Here is a 19605-nt window from a genome sequence, read left to right as displayed (position 1 = left end):
CGATCAATAGTGAACAAGTGTTGACTTTCTCTTTTTGTGAGTTAACATGTGTTCACTAAAACAAGTTCAGAGGAGCATTTCCCATGACTATTATCTCTCGTCTCTGCAAAGATGTTTTCGCTCTGGTTGTGGCTGTTATGTTCACCGTGCTGATGGTAGCCGGTCTTGCCGATCAGGGGAAAAGTCTGTTTCCAGCCATGCTGGCGTTTGCCGCCATGGTCCCGGTAGTGGGCAGTGCGGCGGTAGCCATCAAACGTGACTGGGACAACCGCGACCATCACCTGTCAGTCTGACCCTCGCTGGCGCGGGCGCCTGCCGCCTGCGCCGCTCTCTCTGCTTCGGCCACTGACAACGTCAGCACCTTCTCTTCCCCTTCGCTGCGAGCCAGCAACACCGTGACGACACTGTCCCCCCACACGTTGACGGCGGTGCGGAACATGTCCAGCAGACGATCCGTGACCAGAATCAGGCCAATGGCTTCCGCCGGCAGGCCGATGGCGGCCAGTATCACCGTAATTGCCACCAGCGAGGCGGCGGGAATGCTGGCCACGCCAATGGAGGTGAGTACCGCGGTGATCACAATCATGAATTGTGTGGCCAGTGACAGATCCATGCCATAGGCCTGGGCAATGAACATGGCCGCCACGCACTCGTACAGGGCGGTACCATCCATGTTCACGGTGGCCCCCAGGGGGAGCACAAAGCTGCTGCTTCGTTGGGACACGCCGGCACGATTCTGCACGCATTCCATGGTCAGCGGCAGGGTGGCTGCGGAGCTGGCCGAGGAAAAGGCGGTGAGCAATGCCGGGGTCATGGCCTGAAGGTGTCGAAGTGGGGAGCGGCGGGCCAGGAAAAACACCAGTGCCGGCATGAAAACAAAGGCATGGAGGGTGAGCGCCACCACCACAGAGACAAAGAACCAGGCCAGCGGCTCAATGGCATCCAGGCCGGTACGGGTCACCGTAGCGGCAATCAGGGCAAAAACCCCTATTGGTGTGAAGCGAATCACCAGCATGGTGATTTTCATCACTACCTGGTATATCCCCTCGATCAAATCTCGCAGGCTGCGGCCGGCAGCATTGCGTTCCGTGCGCAGGAAATAGCCGAAAAGAAGGGCAAATACGATCAGGCCTAGCATCTGGCCTTCTGCGGCGGCGGCGATCAGATTGGGCGGCAGCATTTGCATGAGAATCTGGGTGAAATCCCCGGCACCACGCCCTTCGATCCCCGCCAGTACGGCCTCGGTGTCGCTGGCCAGGCCAAGCATGTCCCTGGCCGGTTCACCATTGACGACGCCGGGGGTCAGCAGATTGACGATGACCAGACCGATGGTGACCGCGACCACGGTGGTGGTCATGTACAAGGAGACGGTCTTGAGCCCCATGCGCCCCAGGTTCTTGCCATCACCAACGCTGGTCATGCCATTGATGATGGCCGTGACAATCAGCGGCACCACCACCATTTTCAGCCCATTGATAAAAAGACTGCCCACCAGATCGTAACCGGCCAGTACCGGGACCCCGAACAGGGTGGTGGACTCGCTGGTCAGGCTGCCGGCCAGGGCGCCGGCCAGCATGGCAATAAAGATCTGGTGGTGTAGCTTCATGGTGCTCCCTATCGGTTGTTGTCGGGTTCAACGCGCGAACAGGATTACAAGCCTACCTGATCCTTGTTGGTGTCACAGGGGGGAAATGGCGGGAACGGTTACAGGAGCTGGCGAAGTGCCGCCGGCGCAACCTGGCGTGCCAGGGCCTTCTGGTAAGCCGCCTTCAGCTGTTGATCGGCTTCCACCGGGCCGAGTCGTTCGCACAGCAGGACATAGGTTCGGTTCAGTTGGTCACGCAGGGGGGGCAGTGCCAGTGGCGCCAGTGGGCGCTCCGGCGATTGCAGCCAGTATTCCATGGTCAGACGGACCTCGGCACCTACCTGCTGACTACGAAGCTGGGCGGCCAGGTCCAGGCGAAGCTGGCTGGCAGCTGCAGCCCCGATGCCCTCCCACAACGCATGCATCATCTGTTCAAAAGCCCGGCTGCAAGGGTGCTCCTCCACGGGGCTCTCGTCGCTGCTGGCCAGGGGATCGTCGGCCAGTTCCTGTTCGGAGAGTGTCATGGCCTGTACCAGACTCATATGAATCTGGTGACGCCGTTCACCCAGATCAAACAGCTGGCACAGCTCACTGACGAACCCTTGCAATGAAAACCGTGGCCGTTCGGCATAGTTCTGCTGCCAGAGGCTGATAGCCTCAAGCAGCAGGGGCTCATTCATGTAGGGCATGAGTCCGGTGACAATGGCACGCCGTCGGCGTTGCAGTTCCTGACTCATGAACGCGACTCCACAGGGTTGCTCATATCACTGTTGTAGAGGGTGTTCTGGGGAAACTCCGGATAGCCACTCTCGGCATGTTCGCTCAGGTCCAGGCCTCGCTGTTCATGGAGCGCGGGAGCGCGCAGGCCGGCCAGCAGTGAAACCAGCATATACATGACCAGGGCAGTGAAGAATGCCCAGCCAAACGCCACCACGATGCCGAGCAGTTGCACGGTAATCCGTTCCGGGTTGAACAGGTCGCCTTCGTAGAAGAGGCCAGCGGCCAGGGTGCCCCAGGCGCCGGCGAAGGCATGCACCGGTACCGCGCCGACCACATCATCCAGGCGAAATGCCAGCAGGACTCTGGCACCGAACGCGGCCAGGGCCCCGGCCACCAGGCCGGTGAGGACCGCAAACCCCGGGGTCATGACTGCACAGCCGGCCGTCACTGCTACCAGACCGGCCAGGCTGCCATTGACGGTTTCCGTCAACAGAATCGGGCGGCGGCTGACCATGCGGTAGACCACGCTACCCACTGCGCCCGCGGCGGCAGCGAGCTGAGTGTTCAGGTTTACCTTGGCGATATCCACGCTGGCCGCCAGGGTGGAGCCACCATTAAAGCCGAACCAGCCGAACCAGAGGATAAAACCGCCCAGGGCCACGTAGGACAGGTTATGGCCAGGGATTGTGCGAGGTTGGCCGTGGCGGTCGAAACGGCCGAGCCGTGGCCCCACCACCAGTACCCCGGCCAGGGCGCACCAGCCACCAATACTGTGCACGACAGTGGAACCGGCAAAATCGATAAAGCCCAGTTTTGCCAGCCAGCCATCACTGTTCCATGCCCAGTGGCCGTATAGCGGATAGATCAGACCGGTGATAATCACCGCCCCGCACAGGTAGCCCACGTAGCGGGTGCGTTCGGCCATGGCCCCGGAGGCGATGGTAGCGGCGGTGGCCGCAAACATGATCTGGAACAGCAGCATGGCCCAGGTGCTGGCATCCGCCTGGCTGAGCATAAACTGGTTCTCGCCGAACCAGCCGGTGCTACTGGTGCCAAACATCAGCCCGAAACCCACCCCCCAGAACACCAGCGTCCCCACGCACAGGTCCATGTAGTTTTTCATCACCACATTCAGGGCGTTTTTGGCTCGGCTCAGGCCGCTTTCCAGCAAGGCAAAACCGGCCTGCATGAAGAACACCAGGGCAGCGGCGACGGCAATCCAGACCGTGTCGACGGCGCTGAGTGAGTCGGCTCTGGCAAGCCCGGGCAAGAACAACAGGACACACCAGGGTAGGCGGCGCAGCGGCATGAGATGAACCTCATTCGTGGATAGTGACGAAGGGTCAACTGCAACGGCTGTGCCAAGCCGGGCGGACGAGGAAATCCGCGGGGTAGTCGTTCTTTTTTCGTATCTCCCGGCCCTGTTTTGGGGCGAAGCATCACAATGGTGCGCGGTGATGCGCCGTAATGATTCCGCTGACAGTCAGGCGCTGGCGCGCGTGGACTGACAGCATTGCTGGATATGCTGAAATTGCCGCTCAGTGACTTTCTGTACTGACAGGCGAGGACGAACGACCAGTTCCATATCGGCAAATTCCGGATCCTGGCGCAGGGTTTTCAGGGGTAGCGGCTGTGGATACATGCATACAAAGCGAATATCCACCTGACACCAGCGTGGGGTGTCCGGTGTACTGCGGGGATCGTAGCCCGTTGAGTCGGGATCAAACTGGCTGGGATCCGGATAGGGGGCACTGGCGACCTGGGCTTCGCCGACAATGGCCGGTTCGGCGCAACTGGAGTGATAGATCAGCACGGCATCGCCGTTGCCCATTTCGTCGCGCAGTCGGTTGCGGGCCTGATAATTGCGCACTCCGTCCCAACCGCTGGTGCCATCCGGGCAGGCTTGCAGGTCTTCAATGGAAAAGGTGTCAGGTTCAGTTTTCAGTAGCCAGATTTTGCTCACTTTTCCCCCGGGGCGTAGTTTTCCTGCAGCCAGGCCTTGGCCTGGCTGAGGCTGCCGCAGACGTGGACCGGAAACTGCGGTTTATTGAGCGTCAACATCATATTGGCAAAAGTCCGGTTTAGCATGTTTTCCAGTACCAGGACTTTGGCCTCGGTAATTTGTTCAAAATCTTCACCGCAGGCGTAGCGGGCGGCAGTGAAATCCAGTCCACGGATACGACCCAGATAGATGGCAAGCTGTTTGCGCTGGCGATTCATGTTGAACAGGGTCAGCCGCTGCCGATAAATGGACAGTTCCACACGCATGTCTACCAGGGTGCCGTTTTTCAGATCTACCAGGGTGAAAGGGCCATCTTGTGACACGGTAACTGCAGTCATGCTTATCCTTTCATAAAGTCTATCCGCACTTTATACGCAATCCTTGCTCGGCTGAAAATGATGGCACTGAATTCTGTTCGGATGGCTGAAGAGAATACCTGCGTGACCATCGACGCCCCCTGTGTCTTTAAACGGGCCAGCAAGGCATTCTCTGGCAGGTCCTCCTCATGGATTCTGTGCTAACCTTCGCCGCCTGCTTGAGGAGGATGCCGTGATTAGCCCGCAACAACACCAGGAAGCCGTGACGGCGCTACAGACAGTGAGGGATTGCCTGCGCTTCGGTGAAAGCGCGCTGCGTGCCGGTGACGTCTTTTTTGGCCATGGTAATGATGATCCCTGGGATGAGGCCCTGGCCTTGCTGATGCACACCCTGTCGCTGCCGTTGCAGAGCGACCCGCGTATCCTGGATGCCCGCTTGCTGCCCTCCGAGGTCAGTGACTATCTGGACCTCTTGTCACGGCGGGTAAATGACCGGGTCCCGGTGCCGTATCTGACCCATGAAGCCTGGTTCTGCGGGTTGCCCTTTTACGTGGACGAGCGCGTGCTGATCCCCCGTTCGCCGCTGGCGGAGCTCATCGAGCAATCTTTCACTCCCTGGGTGGACCCTGAGCAGGTCCATGCGGTGCTGGATCTGTGTACGGGCAGCGGCTGTATTGCCATTGCCTGTGCCTATGCGTTTGAGCAGGCGAGGGTGGACGGCAGCGATATCAGTGAAGAGGCCCTGGCGGTCTGTGAAGAGAATATTCGCCGTCACGGCCTGGCAGGGCAGGTGAGAGCATTGCATTCCGACGGTCTTGCCCAGGTGGACGGTCCCTATGACCTGATTGTCTCCAACCCCCCCTACGTGGATGCGCAGGATATGGCCAGCCTGCCGGATGAATACCGCCATGAGCCGGAGTTAGCGCTGGCCTCCGGAGAGGATGGGCTGGATTTTACCCGCCGCTTGCTGCGTGAGGCCCCGGATCAGCTCTCCGACCATGGTGTGTTGATCGTGGAAGTGGGCAACAGTTGGGAAGCCATGGTCAATCAGTGGCCCCAGGTGCCGTTCTTCTGGTTCGAATTCGAGCGCGGCGGTCACGGGGTATTCATGCTTACCCGCCAACAGCTGCTAGAATACCGCCAACAGTTTTCTTCCTGAGCCTCTGATGCTCCTTTCATCCGACCGGTGAAGGGAGTCAGCAATGGCCCAATGCTTTAGAGGATCCGCATGTCCGGCAACAGTTTCGGTGAACGTTTTCGCATCACCACCTTTGGTGAGAGTCATGGCCTGGCATTGGGGGCCATTGTGGATGGCTGCCCGCCAGGGCTGGAAATCAGCGAGGAAGACCTGCAGGTGGAACTGGACCGGCGCAAGCCCGGCACCAGCCGTTATACCACCCAGCGTCGGGAACCGGATCAGGTGAAGATCCTTTCCGGGGTGTTCGAGGGCAAGACCACCGGCACGTCCATTGGACTGTTGATTGAAAACACGGATCAGAAGTCCAAGGACTATTCCGATATCGCCACCACCTTCCGGCCCGGGCATGCGGATTACACCTATACCCAGAAATACGGCTTCCGGGATTACCGGGGCGGTGGTCGTTCCTCTGCCAGGGAAACGGCCATGCGCGTGGCCGCCGGCGCCATTGCCCGCAAGTACCTGGAACAGACACAGGGTATCCGCATTTACGGTGGCTGTACCCAGATCGGGGCCATCAAGGCCGAGCAGTTCGACTGGTCAACGGTAAACCGCAATCCGTTTTTCTTCCCGGATGCCGACAAGGTGCCGGAGCTGGAAGCGCTCATCAATGCCCTGCGCAAGGACGGTTCTTCCATTGGCGCGCGGGTGGAAGTGTTTGCCGACGGTGTCCCGCCGGGTTGGGGGGAGCCGGTATTCGACCGCATCGACGCAGACCTGGCCAAGGCGATGATGTCCATCAACGCAGTCAAAGGTGTGGAAGTGGGCGATGGCTTTGCGGTCGTCAACCAGCGTGGCGAAGAACATCGTGATGAGATGACGCCGGACGGGTTTCTCAGCAACCATGCCGGCGGGGTCCTCGGGGGGATCAGCTCCGGGCAGACCATTCGTGTGGCCATGGCACTCAAGCCCACTTCCAGCATTCTGATTCCCGGCAAGAGCATTGATCTGCAAGGGAATCCGGTGGAGGTGATCACCAAGGGGCGTCACGACCCATGCGTGGGGGTGCGTGCCACCCCCATCGCCGAAGCCATGCTGGCCCTTGTGCTGATGGATCACTGCCTGCGCCATCGGGCCCAGAACGGCGATGTGACGCCACCGTTTCCGGCGATTTAAATGACGAATGCCTGATGCCAGGTCAAGGCGCCGGGATTCGTAGGGCGGAAATGGCCGTCAGCCCATTTCCGCCGATCTCGTGCCATAGTGAGTAGGGTGTACTTAGCCCAAGGCGAACTGCACCATCAAGCGCCGGATCGATGCAATTCGCCTTGGGCTCAGTGCACCCAGCAAAAAAAACGCGGGACTGCCCGAACAAAAAAGCGGCCGCCGCACAATGTCTCGCTCACGTTCCAAGCCAAGAGCAAGGTTCGCTCCATGCCCTATTACTGGCGACTGTCAGGCTTCTATTTTCTCTATTTCGGACTGCTGGGCACCCTGGTGCCTTACTGGTCCTTGTATCTGAAAGACCTGGGATTCAGTGCTGCTGCCATCGGTCTGTTGATGGCGATTCCGCAACTGACCAAGATCGGCGCTCCCAATCTTTGGGGCTGGCTGGCGGACCGCAGCGGCCAGCGTCTTCGTATCATCCGGGCCGGCAATCTGCTGGCGGCAGTGGTATTCCTGCCGGTGTTCTGGATCGATCAGTTCTGGTCCATGGCCGCACTGCTGGTGTCGTTCAGCTTCTTCTGGAACGCGGTGCTGGCCCAGTTTGAAGTGCTCACCCTGCAATCTCTCGGGCGTCAGTCTCATCGCTACAGTCTGGTACGCCTGTGGGGCTCGGTGGGTTTTATCCTGGCAGTGCTGGTGCTTGGTGAGGCTCTGGACCGGTTTGGTACTGAGCTGCTGCCCTGGGTGTTAAGCGCTCTGCTATGGCTGCTGTGGCTGGGTACGCTGACGTTGCCGGCCGGTGACGGGGTGGCGCGTCAGCGGAAACAGGGCGAGCCCTCTGTATGGCGCGTATTGCGCCGTCCCGCCGTTTCCCTGTTTCTGGTGTCGGCGTTTCTGATGCAGCTTTCCCACGGGCCTTACTACACCTTCTACAGCATCTATCTGCAGGATCTGGGGTTCAGCAAGTTTGTGGTGGGGAGTCTGTGGGCGTTGGGCGTACTGGCGGAAGTGGGGCTGTTTCTGGTCATGCACCGGTTGATGCGGCGTTTCTCCATACCCTGGATTCTGGTGGCCAGTCTGTTTTTGGCCGCCCTCCGTTGGCTGCTGATTGGCGTGGTGGCCGATTCCCTGTTCTGGCTGGCCTTTGCCCAGCTGCTCCATGCGGCCAGTTTCGGCAGCTTCCACGCGGGCAGTATCGCCTGGGTGCACAAACAGTTCGGGGCGTCACTGGGCGGTCAGGGACAGGCTCTCTATTCCAGCCTGGGCTTTGGTGCAGGGTGGGCCGCCGGGGCCGGACTGTCCGGTTTGCTCTGGCAGCAGTGGGGAGTCCATCTGTTCTTCGGCGCTGGGCTGGCCGCCGTGCTGGCGGCCATGTTGCTGATGGTTGGCGGTGTAACGCGTTCCCGCGATTAGCGGGACGCTGCGGTGGTAAGGGTTATAGCCCGGACGCCTCAAGGGCCTGCAAAAACGCCTTGGCGGCGTTGGAACGGGTGCGGGCCGGGTGGATCACCACGCCCAGTTCCCGTTCCGGCAAGGGCACGTCCACGGCCAGTTCCACCACCGAACCATCCACCATGGTGGCGGGCAGAACACTCCAGCCCAGGCCGATGGAGACCATCATGTGGATGGTTTCCAGATAGTTGGTGGACATGGCGATATTGAGCTTCAGGTTATGCTCGTCAAACAGCCGCTCCACAATGCCGCGGGTAAAGGTGACCGGTGACGGCAGGATGGCGCTGTAGCCGGTGAGGGTTTCCAGGGTGATATTCTCCACCTTCGCCAGCGGATGCTCCGGGGCGCACATGAATACCAGTGGATCGCGCCAGATCACGTCACTCTGCAGACGGTCATCCGGTTGCGGGGGCAGGGTGACCACACCCATTTCCAGTTCCCCGTGCAGCACCCCCTCCCAGGCTTCCTCCGAATCAATAAAATGGATATCCAGCTCCACCTTTGGATAATCCCGGGAAAACTGGCGCAGTACCGGTGGCAGGCGATGCAGGCCGATGTGGTGGCTGGTGCCGATACGCAGTTTGCCGGTGACGGAACCGGACAGATCATGGATGGCCCGGGCCATATCTTCCACATCCATCAGCACCTGGCGGGCGCGGGGCAGCAGGGATCGGCCGGCTTCGGTAAGCTGAATCTGGCGGCCCACCCGGTCAAACAGACGGGCGCCAAGCTGCTGTTCGAGCAGGGCAATACGCTTGCTGATGGCGGGTTGGGTGATGTAAAGGCGCTCTGCGGCAGCAGAAAACGAGCCGGTTTCGGCCACCGCCATGAAGGCGCTGAGAGTCGGCGTGTCTATCATTCCCGGTGCGTCCAGTTATTCGGTTGCGAGATAATAATTGGTTATCTTAAAAATGAAAAATATGAATTGGATTTATTGATGGGTGAACCCTACATTAATAGTTATTGACAAACCAGTCGCAATGGTGAAGTTGCTGCACCGCGACACAGGGAGAGACACATGGCCGGCAAAACCCTCTATGACAAATTGTGGGACGCTCACCTCGTCACCGAGCGTGAGGATGGCTCCGCACTGATCTATATCGATCGTCAGATCATTCATGAGGTGACGTCGCCACAGGCCTTCGAGGGCTTGCGTCTGGCGGGTCGCAAACCCTGGCGTACGGGTGCCAGCGTGGCCACCATCGATCACAACGTGCCGACCACCCCATTCAAATCCGCAGCGGAAATTGTGGATGAAACCTCCCGCATCCAGGTGCAGACCCTGCAGGACAACACCAAGGAGTTCGGCATTACCGAATTCGGTATTGGCGATGTTCGCCAGGGCATCGTCCATGTGATGGCCCCGGAACAGGGCGCAGTTGTCCCCGGGATGACGGTGGTCTGCGGTGATTCGCACACCTCTACCAATGGCGCGCTTGCCTGTCTGGCCCATGGTATTGGCACCAGCGAGGTCGAGCACGTGTTGGCTACCCAGACCCTGGTGGCGAAAAAAATGAACAATATGCGTGTCAGCGTGGAAGGGGAGCTGGGTCCCGGTGTCACCGCCAAAGATGTGGTGTTGCATATCATCGGGATTATCGGCACCGCCGGGGGTACCGGGTATGCGCTGGAATTTGCCGGCAGTGCCATTCGCAGTCTTTCCATGGAAGGCCGGATGACGATCTGCAACATGTCCATTGAAGCCGGTGCCCGTGCCGGCATGGTGGCGGTGGATGATGTCACCATTGATTATGTGAAGGGCCGTCCCTTTGCCCCCAGCGGCGCAGACTGGGACAAGGCCGTGGAATACTGGCGCACCCTGGTTTCCGATGCCGATGCGCAATTCGACCAGGACATCACCATCGATGCGGCGGACATCAAACCCCAGGTTTCGTGGGGGACCAGCCCGGAGATGGTCGTGCCAGTGGATGCCAATCTGCCGGATCCCGCCGCCGAGAGCGATGAGGTGAAGCGCTCGGGCATGACACGTGCCTATGCCTATATGGGGCTCAAGCCGGGTATGCCGGTGACGGATATCAAAGTGGACCGGGTGTTTATCGGTTCCTGCACCAACTCCCGTATCGAGGATTTGCGTGCCGCTGCCGAAGTGGCCCGGGGCCGCAAGAAGTCAGCGTCGGTTAAGCAGGTGCTGGTGGTGCCCGGTTCCGGCCTGGTCAAACGGCAGGCGGAGCAGGAAGGTCTGGACAAGATCTTTATCGAAGCCGGCTTCGAGTGGCGTGAGCCAGGCTGTTCCATGTGTCTGGCCATGAACCCGGACCGTCTGGAAGCCGGGGAGCATTGTGCATCCACGTCCAACCGTAATTTTGAGGGACGCCAGGGCAACGGCGGCCGCACGCATCTGGTGAGCCCTGCCATGGCAGCCGCCGCGGCAGTGGCCGGTCACTTCGTCGATATTCGCGAACTCGACCGGGCCTGAGGAGAACATCATGGAAAAATTTATTCGTCAGGAAGGGCTGGTCGCACCGTTGGATCGTGCCAATGTGGACACCGACCAGATCATTCCCAAGCAGTTTCTCAAGTCCATCAAACGCACGGGTTTCGGGCCGAATCTGTTTGATGAGTGGCGCTATCTGGATGAAGGCTTTCCTGGCCAGGACAGTAGCCAGCGGCCGAAAAACGAAGACTTCGTGCTCAACCAGGCACGCTATCAGGGCGCCAGCATTCTGCTTACCCGTCGCAACTTCGGGTGCGGCTCCAGCCGTGAGCATGCCCCCTGGGCGCTGATGGATTTCGGTTTCAAGGCCATCATCGCGCCGAGCTTTGCAGATATCTTCTACAACAACTGCTTCAAAAACGGATTGTTGCCCATTGTGTTGTCTGAGGATAACGTGGAAGCCCTGTTCAGAGCGGTGGAAGGGAAGGAAGGCTTCCGGATCACCATTGATCTGGAGCAGCAGCAGGTAATCCCGGAAAACGGAGAGCCACTGCCGTTCGAGATTGATGAGTTCCGCAAGCATTGTCTGCTCAATGGTCTGGATGAAATCGGCCTCACACTGAATGAGGCGGACACCATTCGTGCCTATGAAGCACGCCGCGCCGAGCGTGAACCCTGGATTTTCCAGTAACAGAGTCCGGGACCATTAAAAGAAAAAACCAGGAGGCGACACCATGTTGCGAATTTTATCTCTGCTGTCAGTACTGACTCTGGCCGGTTGTGCGACCGGTATGTACAACGAACCGGACGCAGGAGATGCGGCCAAACTGAGCGTGGATAACCAGCTCTCCGTCGCGTCTCAGGATGAGAATGCCGGTGGTTGGCAGATGCCTACCAGCAGCGCCGCCAAGGCAGAAATCTTCAAGGTCGATGGTGACCGGATTTCCGAGCAGGGCGGGGTGGAATCGGTGTTCATTGATGCCGGTGAGCGTTCCGTTGAAGTGTTCGCCGATCAGGGCGGCATTCTGCGGTTCGGTAAATTCCGCCATACCTTTGAAGAAAAGGGTATCTACCAGGTGCGGATCAAGCCGTCTTCCGGCACCAAGGGCGATTACACCCTGGAGCTGGTCAAGGCCTCCGCACCGAATGATGTGCTGGTAAGCAAAAACTTTTAACCCCAGAGAGTAAACAGGAAGCAGGAATGAGCAAGGTACTGGTGTTGCCCGGCGACGGTATCGGCCCGGAAATCGTGAATGAAGCGGTGAAAGTGCTGAATGTCGCCAAGCAGAAGTTTGGCCTCGAGGTTGAGCTGGATGAGGCCCTGGTGGGCGGCGCGGCGGTGGATGCGGAAGGTGATCCGCTGCCGGAAGGTACCCTGGACAAGGCCCGCGCTGCGGATGCGATTCTGTTTGGCTCTATCGGTGGCCCCAAGTGGGACACCATTGAGCGGGACAAGCGCCCGGAGCGGGGGCTGCTGCGCCTGCGTTCCTCGTTGGGCCTGTTCGCCAATTTGCGCCCGGCGATCCTGTTTCCGCAACTGGCGGATGCATCCAGCCTCAAGCCTGAAGTGGTTTCCGGTCTGGATATTCTGATTGTGCGCGAGCTGACCGGTGGCATCTACTTCGGTCAGCCCCGCGGAATCAGGGAAGAGAACGGCGAGCGCGTGGGTTTCAATACCTATGTCTACACCGAGTCGGAAATGCGCCGCATCGCCAAGGTGGCGTTCGAGCTGGCCATGAAGCGTGGCAAGCGAGTCTGTTCGGTGGACAAGGCCAATGTGCTGGAAGTCACTGAGCTCTGGAAAGAAGTGGTCACCGAGGAGGCCAAGGCCTATCCGGAGATCGAGTTGTCTCATATGTATGTGGACAATGCGGCCATGCAGTTGGTGCGTGCGCCGAAACAGTTTGATGTGATTGTCACCGGCAACCTGTTTGGTGACATTCTCTCCGATGAAGCCGCCATGCTCACCGGCTCCATCGGAATGCTGCCCTCCGCGTCCCTGGACGAGAACCGCAAGGGCTTGTACGAACCCTGCCATGGCTCGGCACCGGATATTGCCGGCCAGGGTATTGCCAACCCGCTGGCGACCATCATGTCGCTGGCCATGCTGATGCGTTACAGCCTGGAGCGCGGCGATGTGGCGGATGCCATCGAAGCGGCGGTAGAGCGGGTACTGGATCAGGGGTTGCGTACTGCGGACATCTACACCGAGGGCACTCGCAAAGTGGGCACTGAAGAGATGGGTAGCGCCGTGGCCGAAGCTCTGGCCCAGGCTTAATAACGCGTTCACCCGTTTATTCACAGATAGAAAGGGCAATCCTTTCAGGAGACTGTTTTCCAATGAAGAAAGTCGGTTTTGTCGGCTGGCGTGGCATGGTGGGTTCCGTTCTGATGGAACGCATGATTGCCGAAAATGATTTTGCAGATATCGAACCGGTCTTTTTCTCGACCTCCCAGGTCGGACAGGCGGGCCCCGATGTGGGCAAGGACATTCCTGCCCTGGGTGATGCCAAGAGCATTGATGAGCTGAAAAGCCTGGATGTGATCGTGACCTGTCAGGGCGGCGATTACACCAATGAGGTCTATCCCAAACTGCGTGAAGCTGGCTGGGACGGTTACTGGATTGATGCCGCTTCGGCCCTGCGCATGGCGGACAACAGCGTTATCGTGCTGGATCCGGTGAACCGCAAAGTGATTGATAGCGCCCTGGAAAAGGGTGTGAAGGATTATGTGGGCGGCAACTGCACCGTGAGCCTGATGCTGATGGCCCTCGGTGGTCTGTTCAATGAAGGCCTGGTGGAATGGGCCAGCGCCCAGACCTATCAGGCGGCATCCGGTGCCGGCGCCCAGAACATGCGCGAGCTGATTGCCCAGATGGGCAAGATCCACGGCGATGTGGCAGACAAGCTGGCGGATCCGGCCAGCGCGATTCTGGATATCGACAGCCAGGTGGCGGCCACCATGCGTAGCAGCGATCTGCCTGCAGAACATTTCGGTCACTCCCTGGCGGGCTCTTTGCTGCCCTGGATCGACAAGGAAATGGAGAATGGGCAGAGCAAGGAAGAATGGAAGGCTCAAGCGGAAACCAACAAGATTCTGGGTCGTGGTGCGGATCCCATTGCTCTGGACGGTACCTGTGTGCGCATCGGTGCCATGCGTTGCCATGCCCAGGCCATCACTGTGAAGCTCACTCGTGATGTGCCGCTGGAGGAAATCTACCAGATCATTGGCAAGGCCAATGACTGGGTGAAAGTGGTGCCCAATGAGAAAGAGGCGACCCTTCGGGATCTGACCCCCACGGCGGTGACCGGTACCCTGAGCATTCCGGTGGGCCGGCTGCGCAAGCTCAACATGGGCGGCGAGTACCTGAATGCCTTCACCGTGGGCGACCAGCTGCTGTGGGGCGCCGCGGAGCCGCTGCGTCGCATGCTGCGCATCCTTATGGAGCGCTAAAAAGCAGTTAAAAGGTGAAAGTGGAAAAGCGCGGGCAGGGCCGAGGTAGTATCAAGGCCGTGCCCGCGTTTGTATTTGTGGGGGACGTGATCCGCGTTCCCGCAGCATCGTTGTAGCGGGGTTTCTATGCGCTCTATCAATCTTGCCATTGTCGGTGCAACCGGACTGGTCGGTGAGGCGATTCTCAAATTGCTTGCGGAGCGACAGTTCCCGGTCGGCGAGCTTTTTCTTCTGGCGTCAGACAATGGTGCGGGCGCCAAGGTGTCATTTGCCGGAAAATCGGTGATCGTCAAAAAAGCCGAAGATTTTGACTTTTCCCGGGTGGAGGTGGCGCTCTTTGCTGCGGGTGCCAGCGTCAGTCAGCAGCTGGCTCCCCGGGCCGCAGAGGCCGGGGCCGTGGCGGTGGACCTGTCACCGGCGTTTCGATACGAATCCGACGTGCCGTTGCTGGTTGCCGACGTCAATGACGAGCTGCTGGCCCAGGCCCGGGAGAACAACCTGGTTGCGTGTGCCGATGCGGCCACCGTCCAGCTGGTCCGCACACTCAAGCCCCTGGCCGACCTGGCTCCGCTCCAGGAAGTGGTGGTGACCCAGTTTCAGGTGGTGTCCGCCACGGGCAAAAGCGGGGTGGATCAGCTTGCACAGCAGAGCGTACGGTTGCTCAATGGCCTCTCTCCCAGCGAGGCGGCCCAGGCCCAGATCGCGTTCAATGTGCTGCCGGTCAGTGGCCAGGTCCAGGAAAATGGCTTTACCAGCGAAGAGCTCAAATTGATGCTGGAAACCCGCCGCATTCTGGCTGACCAACCCCTGTCGGTGCAGGTCACCACGGTGCGGGTGCCGGTTTTCTATGGGCATGGCCAGAGTGTGTCGGTTCGTAGCATCCAGCCGCTGGCCATGGCGCAGGCGCTTACCGTCTGGGAAGCGCAGAACGACGTGGATGTGCTGGACAATGAGGATCCACAGGCCATGTCTCCGGTTGCCTCGGTGGAAGGGGAGCCGTGCCTGCGGATTTCCCGAACCCGGGAAGACATGGAAGGCAGCGGCGGTTTGAGCTATTTTAGCGTCGCCGACAATGTCCGTTGGGGGGCCGCGCTGAATGCGGTGAAGGTGGTCGAGAAGTTGCTAAAAGACTATCTGTAATGGATACTTACTGACATTATGTGACGCGGTTTCTAGGTTTTGACCCCAGCCTGGGGCAAAATGTGTGACCAGCGTCATAGGACTGCTTGCCGCCTCGGGTTCGTCCGGTAGCGCCCGCGGGATCGGGCTGAGCGCGGGAAACATAATAAATAAAGGGTTCGACCATGCTTCGAAAACTTGGGTTTGGCTTAACCGCACTGGTCATCATGTCACCAGGCGTTGCGGCAGCTTTAGGGGTTGGGGAATACGAGCTGAATTCCTACCTTAATCAGCCCCTGGATATGGAAATTTCCTTGCATGAGGTTGGGGATCTGACCGAAGAGGAAATTCTCGTGAATCTGGCGTCGCAGGCCGAATTTGATGCGGCGGGGGTGGATCGCGCCTATTTTCTCAACCGTATGGATTTTGCGGTGGAGAAGCAGGGGGCTGACAAAGCACGACTGCGTATCACCACGGACCAACCGGTTCGTGAGCCCTACCTGAATTTCCTGGTGGAATTTCTCTGGCCTACCGGCCGACTGATGCGTGAGTACACGGTGTTGCTGGACCCGCCCAGCTACGCGGACAGTGCAGCGACCACCGCGCCAACGATCAGTCGTGCGCCCCAGCCGGTTTCTCGAAGCGAGCCGCAGGTGCAGCCCTCTCCCCAGCGCCCGGTTTCGCCGGCTCCGGCACAGCCCGCGCCAGCCGAACCGGCCGCACAGCCGTCTGTACCGGCTTCACCGATGGCCGACAGCGGTGCTCGTAATTCGTACACGGTGAAAGCCTCTGACACGATGTGGCGTATTGCTCTGGATAATCGTCCGGCTGACAGTGTCTCCGTGCAGCAAATGCTGGTCGCCATCCAGACCATGAATCCGGATGCGTTCATTAACAACAATGTGAACCTGGTACGGGAAGGCACCGTGCTGCGCATTCCCAACGAGCAGGAAGTGCGCACCATCTCAACCCGCAACGCCATCGTTGAAGTGGCGGACCAGAACCGCAAATGGCGCGAAATGCTCGAGGCCCGTGGCATTCAGGCCCCCCAGCAGCGCGCCCAACTGGATGGCAGCCGTCAGGTTGCCGATAGCGATGAAGATGACCGGGGCCCAACTACCGGCCAGGTGAAACTGGTTTCCCCGGAGTCTGCGGCCGGTGTGGATGACGGTGACAGCACTGGCTCTGCCAGTGACGGGAATGCCAACACGGCGGTGCTTGAGAATGAACTGGCCATTCGCGATGAAAATCTGGACCGTCTTGATCGCGAAAACGCAGAACTGAAATCCCGCCTGGGTGACCTGGAAGAACAGACTCGTACCAGCGAGCAGCTCCTGAAACTGCGTAACGACCAGATTGCCCAGTTGCAGGAAGAACTCCGCAAGCTGCGTGAGCAGGAAGGCGTCGTTGTGGACGGGGAAGACCCGCTCATGGAAGCGCCTGCCGAACCGGAAGTGGTTGAAGTGGAAGCGGGCACTGATGGCGCGGCTGACAGTGATGTCGTTGCGGGCACTTCCGAACCGGAATCCGCAGAAACCTTGCAGGGTGGTGATTCTTCGGACGCAGGCCTCGACGACAGCGCCTCTGCGGCGGCAGCGGATACCGGGGCAGCGAATCAGGATGAAAGCGTTGACGGCAGCGAGTCGGCAGAAGGGGACGCCACGGTTGTTGCCGACGGCGAGCCGACAACGGCAAAAGCACCGGAAGTGGCAAAACCCGAACCGGTAGCCCCGGCACAGCCTCCGGTTCAGCAGCAGGGCGGCATTGTATCTCTGTTGCTTGATAACCTGATGTATATCGCCCTGGCTCTGGTTGCCATGCTGCTGCTGGTATTCGTGCTGCTTCGCAGCAAGAAGAAAGACGATGCTGACCAGGATTCTGAGGGCGCCCTGTTCGAAGATCTTGATGATGAGGGTCAGGATGAGTTTGGCCTGAACCTGGATGATGACAACGCGGCCACTGGCGCCATCACGGATCATGATGATGACGACGATGCGCCGGAGCAGGGTGGCAGCCAGGATCCGCTGGAAGACGTGGAAGTCTATGTGGCCTATGGCCGTTACCCGCAGGCCGTGGATTTCCTGCGCAATGAAATCAACAAGCACCCCCAGCGAGATGACCTCAAGGTCCGTTTGCTGGAGCTGCTCAAGGAAATGAATGACGATGCTGCTTTCCAGCAGCAAACCAGCATTTTTGCCGGCACCTCCCCCGAGGTCGATGATGCTATCGCCCGCCTTGGTGGTAGCGTGGCGTCAGACGCTTCTGCAGCGGATGATGACGCCTTGTCTCTGGACGATCTGGAAATGGGGCTTTCTTCCGGTCTGGACGACGATGTGCCGACCATGCAGGCGGATGAGCCTGAATCCGGCACCACGGACCAGGACCCGGAGCCGCAGGGTGATGAGCTGGCTGATTTCGATTTCGAACTCGATGAGAACGGCGACGACGAAGATCACACCGTGATGCTGGACTCTTCCGAGGAGAATACCGCTTCGCTGGATGACGACTTCAGCCTGGATTTCGAAGACGACAGCAAGCCGCAAACCGAGCAGGAAGAGGAAGCACCGCTTTCCGATGCCGACAAGCAGTCTCTGGGCGCCAGCCCGGTGCTGGAGCTGGACGATGTAAGCAGCGCCTCCATGGGCGACGATGACACCGAGTTCGGCGATTTCAACCTGGACGACATGAGTCTTGAGTTCGATGAGTCCGGTGACAGTGAAGACAGCAAGGAAGAACTGGACCTGTCCCTGGATGATCTGGATCTGGATGGTGGCGCGGATGACAACGCGGATGACACTCTGACGGATCTGGACCTGGAACTGGATGAGGCCGAAAAATCGCTGGCCGAATCGGCGGGAAGTGGCGTTGAGGCTGATGCTGCCAAGGATGATCTTGCCGATCTGGATCTGGACGAGCCAGCAGAGCCGGAGGCGCCGGCTGCCGACAAGGCCGATTCACTGGAAGACCTGTTGGGCGATGACGATCTGGAGATCGAGGAACAGGGCGAGAGCCTGTCTCTGGAAGAGGAGCCTGCCCGGGAAGATGCGCCGGTGGCAGAACCGGAAATCCCTGCCGTCCCGGTGCCGCAGGCCGATGAGCTGGGGTCGTCTGCACCGCAAGAATCCGCTGACGTCCTGGGTGACGAGGATGATTTCGATTTCCTCGGCGAAACCGACGAGAACGCCACCAAGCTGGACCTGGCCAAGGCCTACATCGATATGGGGGATACCGAAGGTGCCCGCGATATCCTTAATGAGGTGATCTCGGAAGGCAATGATCAGCAACAGGCGGAAGCCCGTGAGCTGATGTCCCAGGTCGGCTGATACTGGCTGAGCTAGGAAAAAAGGGGGCGATGCCTTAAGGTATCGCCCCCTTTTTGTTTTGGTGGAACCATGGCCCGCATCGCCCTGGGAATTGAATACGACGGTACTGATTTTCGCGGCTGGCAGACCCAGCAGCCCGGCGTCAGAACCGTGCAGGAATGCCTCGAGGAGGCATTATCGAAAGTGGCGGATCATCCGGTATCGGTGGTGTGTGCCGGACGCACCGATGCGGGTGTCCATGGCACCGGGCAGGTGGTGCATTTTGACTCTGATGCGCCCAGGGAAATGAAGAGCTGGATCATGGGCGGGAACACCAACCTGCCCCGGGACGTGACCGTGCGCTGGGCGAAACCGGTAAGCGATGAGTTTCATGCCCGGTTTTCTGCGGTCAGCCGACGCTATCGATACGTGATCTACAATCACTCGCGACCGCCAGCCCTGTACCGCAATCAGGTGACCTGGAATTACCGGCCACTGGATCTGGACGCCATGCGTGAAGCTGCGTCTTGTCTGGTCGGCAGTCATGATTTTACCGCTTACCGAAGTGTGCACTGTCAGGCCAAGTCTCCCCACAAGACACTACACAGTCTGAAACTGCACCAACACGGCAAGGTCATCGTGCTGGAAGCCCATGCTAACGCCTTCTTGATGCATATGGTGCGTAATATGGCGGGTGTATTAATGACAATCGGTGCCGGCAAGAGGCCGGCCACCTGGGCCCGCGAAGTCCTGGAATCCCGAGATCGTCGCAAGGGGGCAGCCACGGCGCCCCCCTATGGTTTGTATCTGGTGGAGATCGAATACCCGGATCAATTCGATTTGCCCAGAGAGCCGCTTGGTCCTCTGTGGTTACCCGATTCCCTTGAGGCATAATGGCAGAGGGTGAGTACAGTCTGGCTCGCTCACGCCCCGGAAATATCCCTAATCCATCGGG

18 protein-coding genes are annotated in these 19605 nt (G+C 59.3%); 12 read left to right on the top strand and 6 right to left on the bottom strand.

The window, feature by feature from the left end:
• Window positions 1–83: 83 nt before the first annotated feature.
• Window positions 84–293 (top strand): hypothetical protein, encoded by a 210-nt coding sequence (locus tag C4S63_RS05630; RefSeq protein WP_103916952.1) that lies wholly within the window; start codon window positions 84–86, stop codon window positions 291–293.
• On the opposite strand, the gene C4S63_RS05625 is transcribed toward C4S63_RS05630, so the two are convergent.
• The 5 genes from C4S63_RS05625 to C4S63_RS05605 all read right to left on the bottom strand — a co-directional run bounded on the left by C4S63_RS05625 (window position 278) and on the right by C4S63_RS05605 (window position 4645).
• Window positions 278–1606 carry a dicarboxylate/amino acid:cation symporter gene (locus C4S63_RS05625; RefSeq protein WP_103916951.1) on the bottom strand — a complete coding sequence of 443 codons (1329 nt, stop codon included), beginning with the start codon at window positions 1604–1606 and terminating at the stop codon, window positions 278–280. The genes C4S63_RS05630 and C4S63_RS05625 overlap by 16 nt on opposite strands.
• A 98-nt stretch (window positions 1607–1704) precedes the next feature.
• Window positions 1705–2322, bottom strand: coding sequence for a hypothetical protein (locus C4S63_RS05620; protein ID WP_063509202.1), 618 nt, complete (start codon window positions 2320–2322; stop codon window positions 1705–1707).
• Window positions 2319–3614: an ammonium transporter gene (locus C4S63_RS05615; protein WP_062816159.1), complete on the bottom strand. Its 1296-nt coding sequence runs from the start codon at window positions 3612–3614 to the stop codon at window positions 2319–2321. Before C4S63_RS05615 ends, C4S63_RS05620 begins: the two co-directional genes overlap by 4 nt.
• Window positions 3615–3788: 174 nt before the next feature.
• On the bottom strand, window positions 3789–4268 hold the full coding sequence (locus C4S63_RS05610) for an EVE domain-containing protein (protein WP_103916950.1): 480 nt from the start codon (window positions 4266–4268) through the stop codon (window positions 3789–3791).
• Window positions 4265–4645 carry a hypothetical protein gene (locus tag C4S63_RS05605; RefSeq protein WP_062816157.1) on the bottom strand — a complete coding sequence of 127 codons (381 nt, stop codon included), beginning with the start codon at window positions 4643–4645 and terminating at the stop codon, window positions 4265–4267. The genes C4S63_RS05610 and C4S63_RS05605 overlap by 4 nt, the downstream gene beginning before the upstream one ends.
• Window positions 4646–4856: 211 nt before the next feature.
• On the opposite strand from C4S63_RS05605, the gene prmB reads away from it, so the two are divergent.
• The 3 genes from prmB to C4S63_RS05590 all read left to right on the top strand — a co-directional run bounded on the left by prmB (window position 4857) and on the right by C4S63_RS05590 (window position 8342).
• Complete coding sequence (prmB, locus tag C4S63_RS05600) at window positions 4857–5783, top strand: 50S ribosomal protein L3 N(5)-glutamine methyltransferase (RefSeq protein WP_103916949.1); 927 nt, start codon at window positions 4857–4859, stop codon at window positions 5781–5783.
• Window positions 5784–5852: 69 nt separating this feature from the next.
• The gene (aroC, locus tag C4S63_RS05595; protein ID WP_062816155.1) at window positions 5853–6938 is read left to right on the top strand and encodes a chorismate synthase; all 1086 of its coding nucleotides are present in this window, start codon (window positions 5853–5855) and stop codon (window positions 6936–6938) included.
• Between the two features lie 258 nt (window positions 6939–7196).
• Window positions 7197–8342: an MFS transporter gene (locus C4S63_RS05590; RefSeq protein ID WP_062816154.1), complete on the top strand. Its 1146-nt coding sequence runs from the start codon at window positions 7197–7199 to the stop codon at window positions 8340–8342.
• A gap of 22 nt (window positions 8343–8364) precedes the next feature.
• On the opposite strand, the gene C4S63_RS05585 is transcribed toward C4S63_RS05590, so the two are convergent.
• On the bottom strand, window positions 8365–9240 hold the full coding sequence (locus C4S63_RS05585) for a LysR family transcriptional regulator (RefSeq protein ID WP_082810792.1): 876 nt from the start codon (window positions 9238–9240) through the stop codon (window positions 8365–8367).
• 159 nt (window positions 9241–9399) lie between these two features.
• Here C4S63_RS05585 and leuC point away from each other — a divergent pair, with 159 nt between their 5' ends.
• From leuC to truA, 8 genes are all read left to right on the top strand, one after another.
• Complete coding sequence (leuC, locus tag C4S63_RS05580; RefSeq protein WP_103916948.1) at window positions 9400–10818, top strand: 3-isopropylmalate dehydratase large subunit; 1419 nt, start codon at window positions 9400–9402, stop codon at window positions 10816–10818.
• A gap of 10 nt (window positions 10819–10828) precedes the next feature.
• A complete protein-coding gene (gene leuD, locus C4S63_RS05575; protein ID WP_062816152.1) occupies window positions 10829–11467 on the top strand; it encodes a 3-isopropylmalate dehydratase small subunit in 639 nt (212 codons plus the stop codon).
• A 43-nt stretch (window positions 11468–11510) separates the two neighbouring features.
• On the top strand, window positions 11511–11951 hold the full coding sequence (locus tag C4S63_RS05570) for a hypothetical protein (RefSeq protein ID WP_103916947.1): 441 nt from the start codon (window positions 11511–11513) through the stop codon (window positions 11949–11951).
• A 26-nt stretch (window positions 11952–11977) separates the two neighbouring features.
• Window positions 11978–13054 carry a 3-isopropylmalate dehydrogenase gene (gene leuB, locus C4S63_RS05565; protein ID WP_062816150.1) on the top strand — a complete coding sequence of 359 codons (1077 nt, stop codon included), beginning with the start codon at window positions 11978–11980 and terminating at the stop codon, window positions 13052–13054.
• A 62-nt stretch (window positions 13055–13116) separates the two neighbouring features.
• Window positions 13117–14229 (top strand): aspartate-semialdehyde dehydrogenase, encoded by a 1113-nt coding sequence (asd, locus tag C4S63_RS05560; RefSeq protein ID WP_062816149.1) that lies wholly within the window; start codon window positions 13117–13119, stop codon window positions 14227–14229.
• 126 nt (window positions 14230–14355) lie between these two features.
• Entirely contained in the window at window positions 14356–15369 is a 1014-nt protein-coding gene (locus C4S63_RS05555; RefSeq protein WP_103916946.1) for an aspartate-semialdehyde dehydrogenase, read from the top strand.
• 164 nt (window positions 15370–15533) lie between these two features.
• Entirely contained in the window at window positions 15534–18671 is a 3138-nt protein-coding gene (locus C4S63_RS05550) for a FimV/HubP family polar landmark protein (protein WP_103916945.1), read from the top strand.
• A gap of 69 nt (window positions 18672–18740) precedes the next feature.
• Window positions 18741–19544, top strand: a complete 804-nt coding sequence (gene truA, locus C4S63_RS05545) for a tRNA pseudouridine(38-40) synthase TruA (RefSeq protein WP_063509935.1) — start codon at window positions 18741–18743, stop codon at window positions 19542–19544.
• Window positions 19545–19605: the final 61 nt, after the last annotated feature.

The organism is Alcanivorax sp. DSM 26293, from assembly GCF_900107995.1.
Classification (GTDB): domain Bacteria; phylum Pseudomonadota; class Gammaproteobacteria; order Pseudomonadales; family Alcanivoracaceae; genus Alcanivorax.
This window is presented reverse-complemented; position numbering and strand designations above follow the sequence as displayed.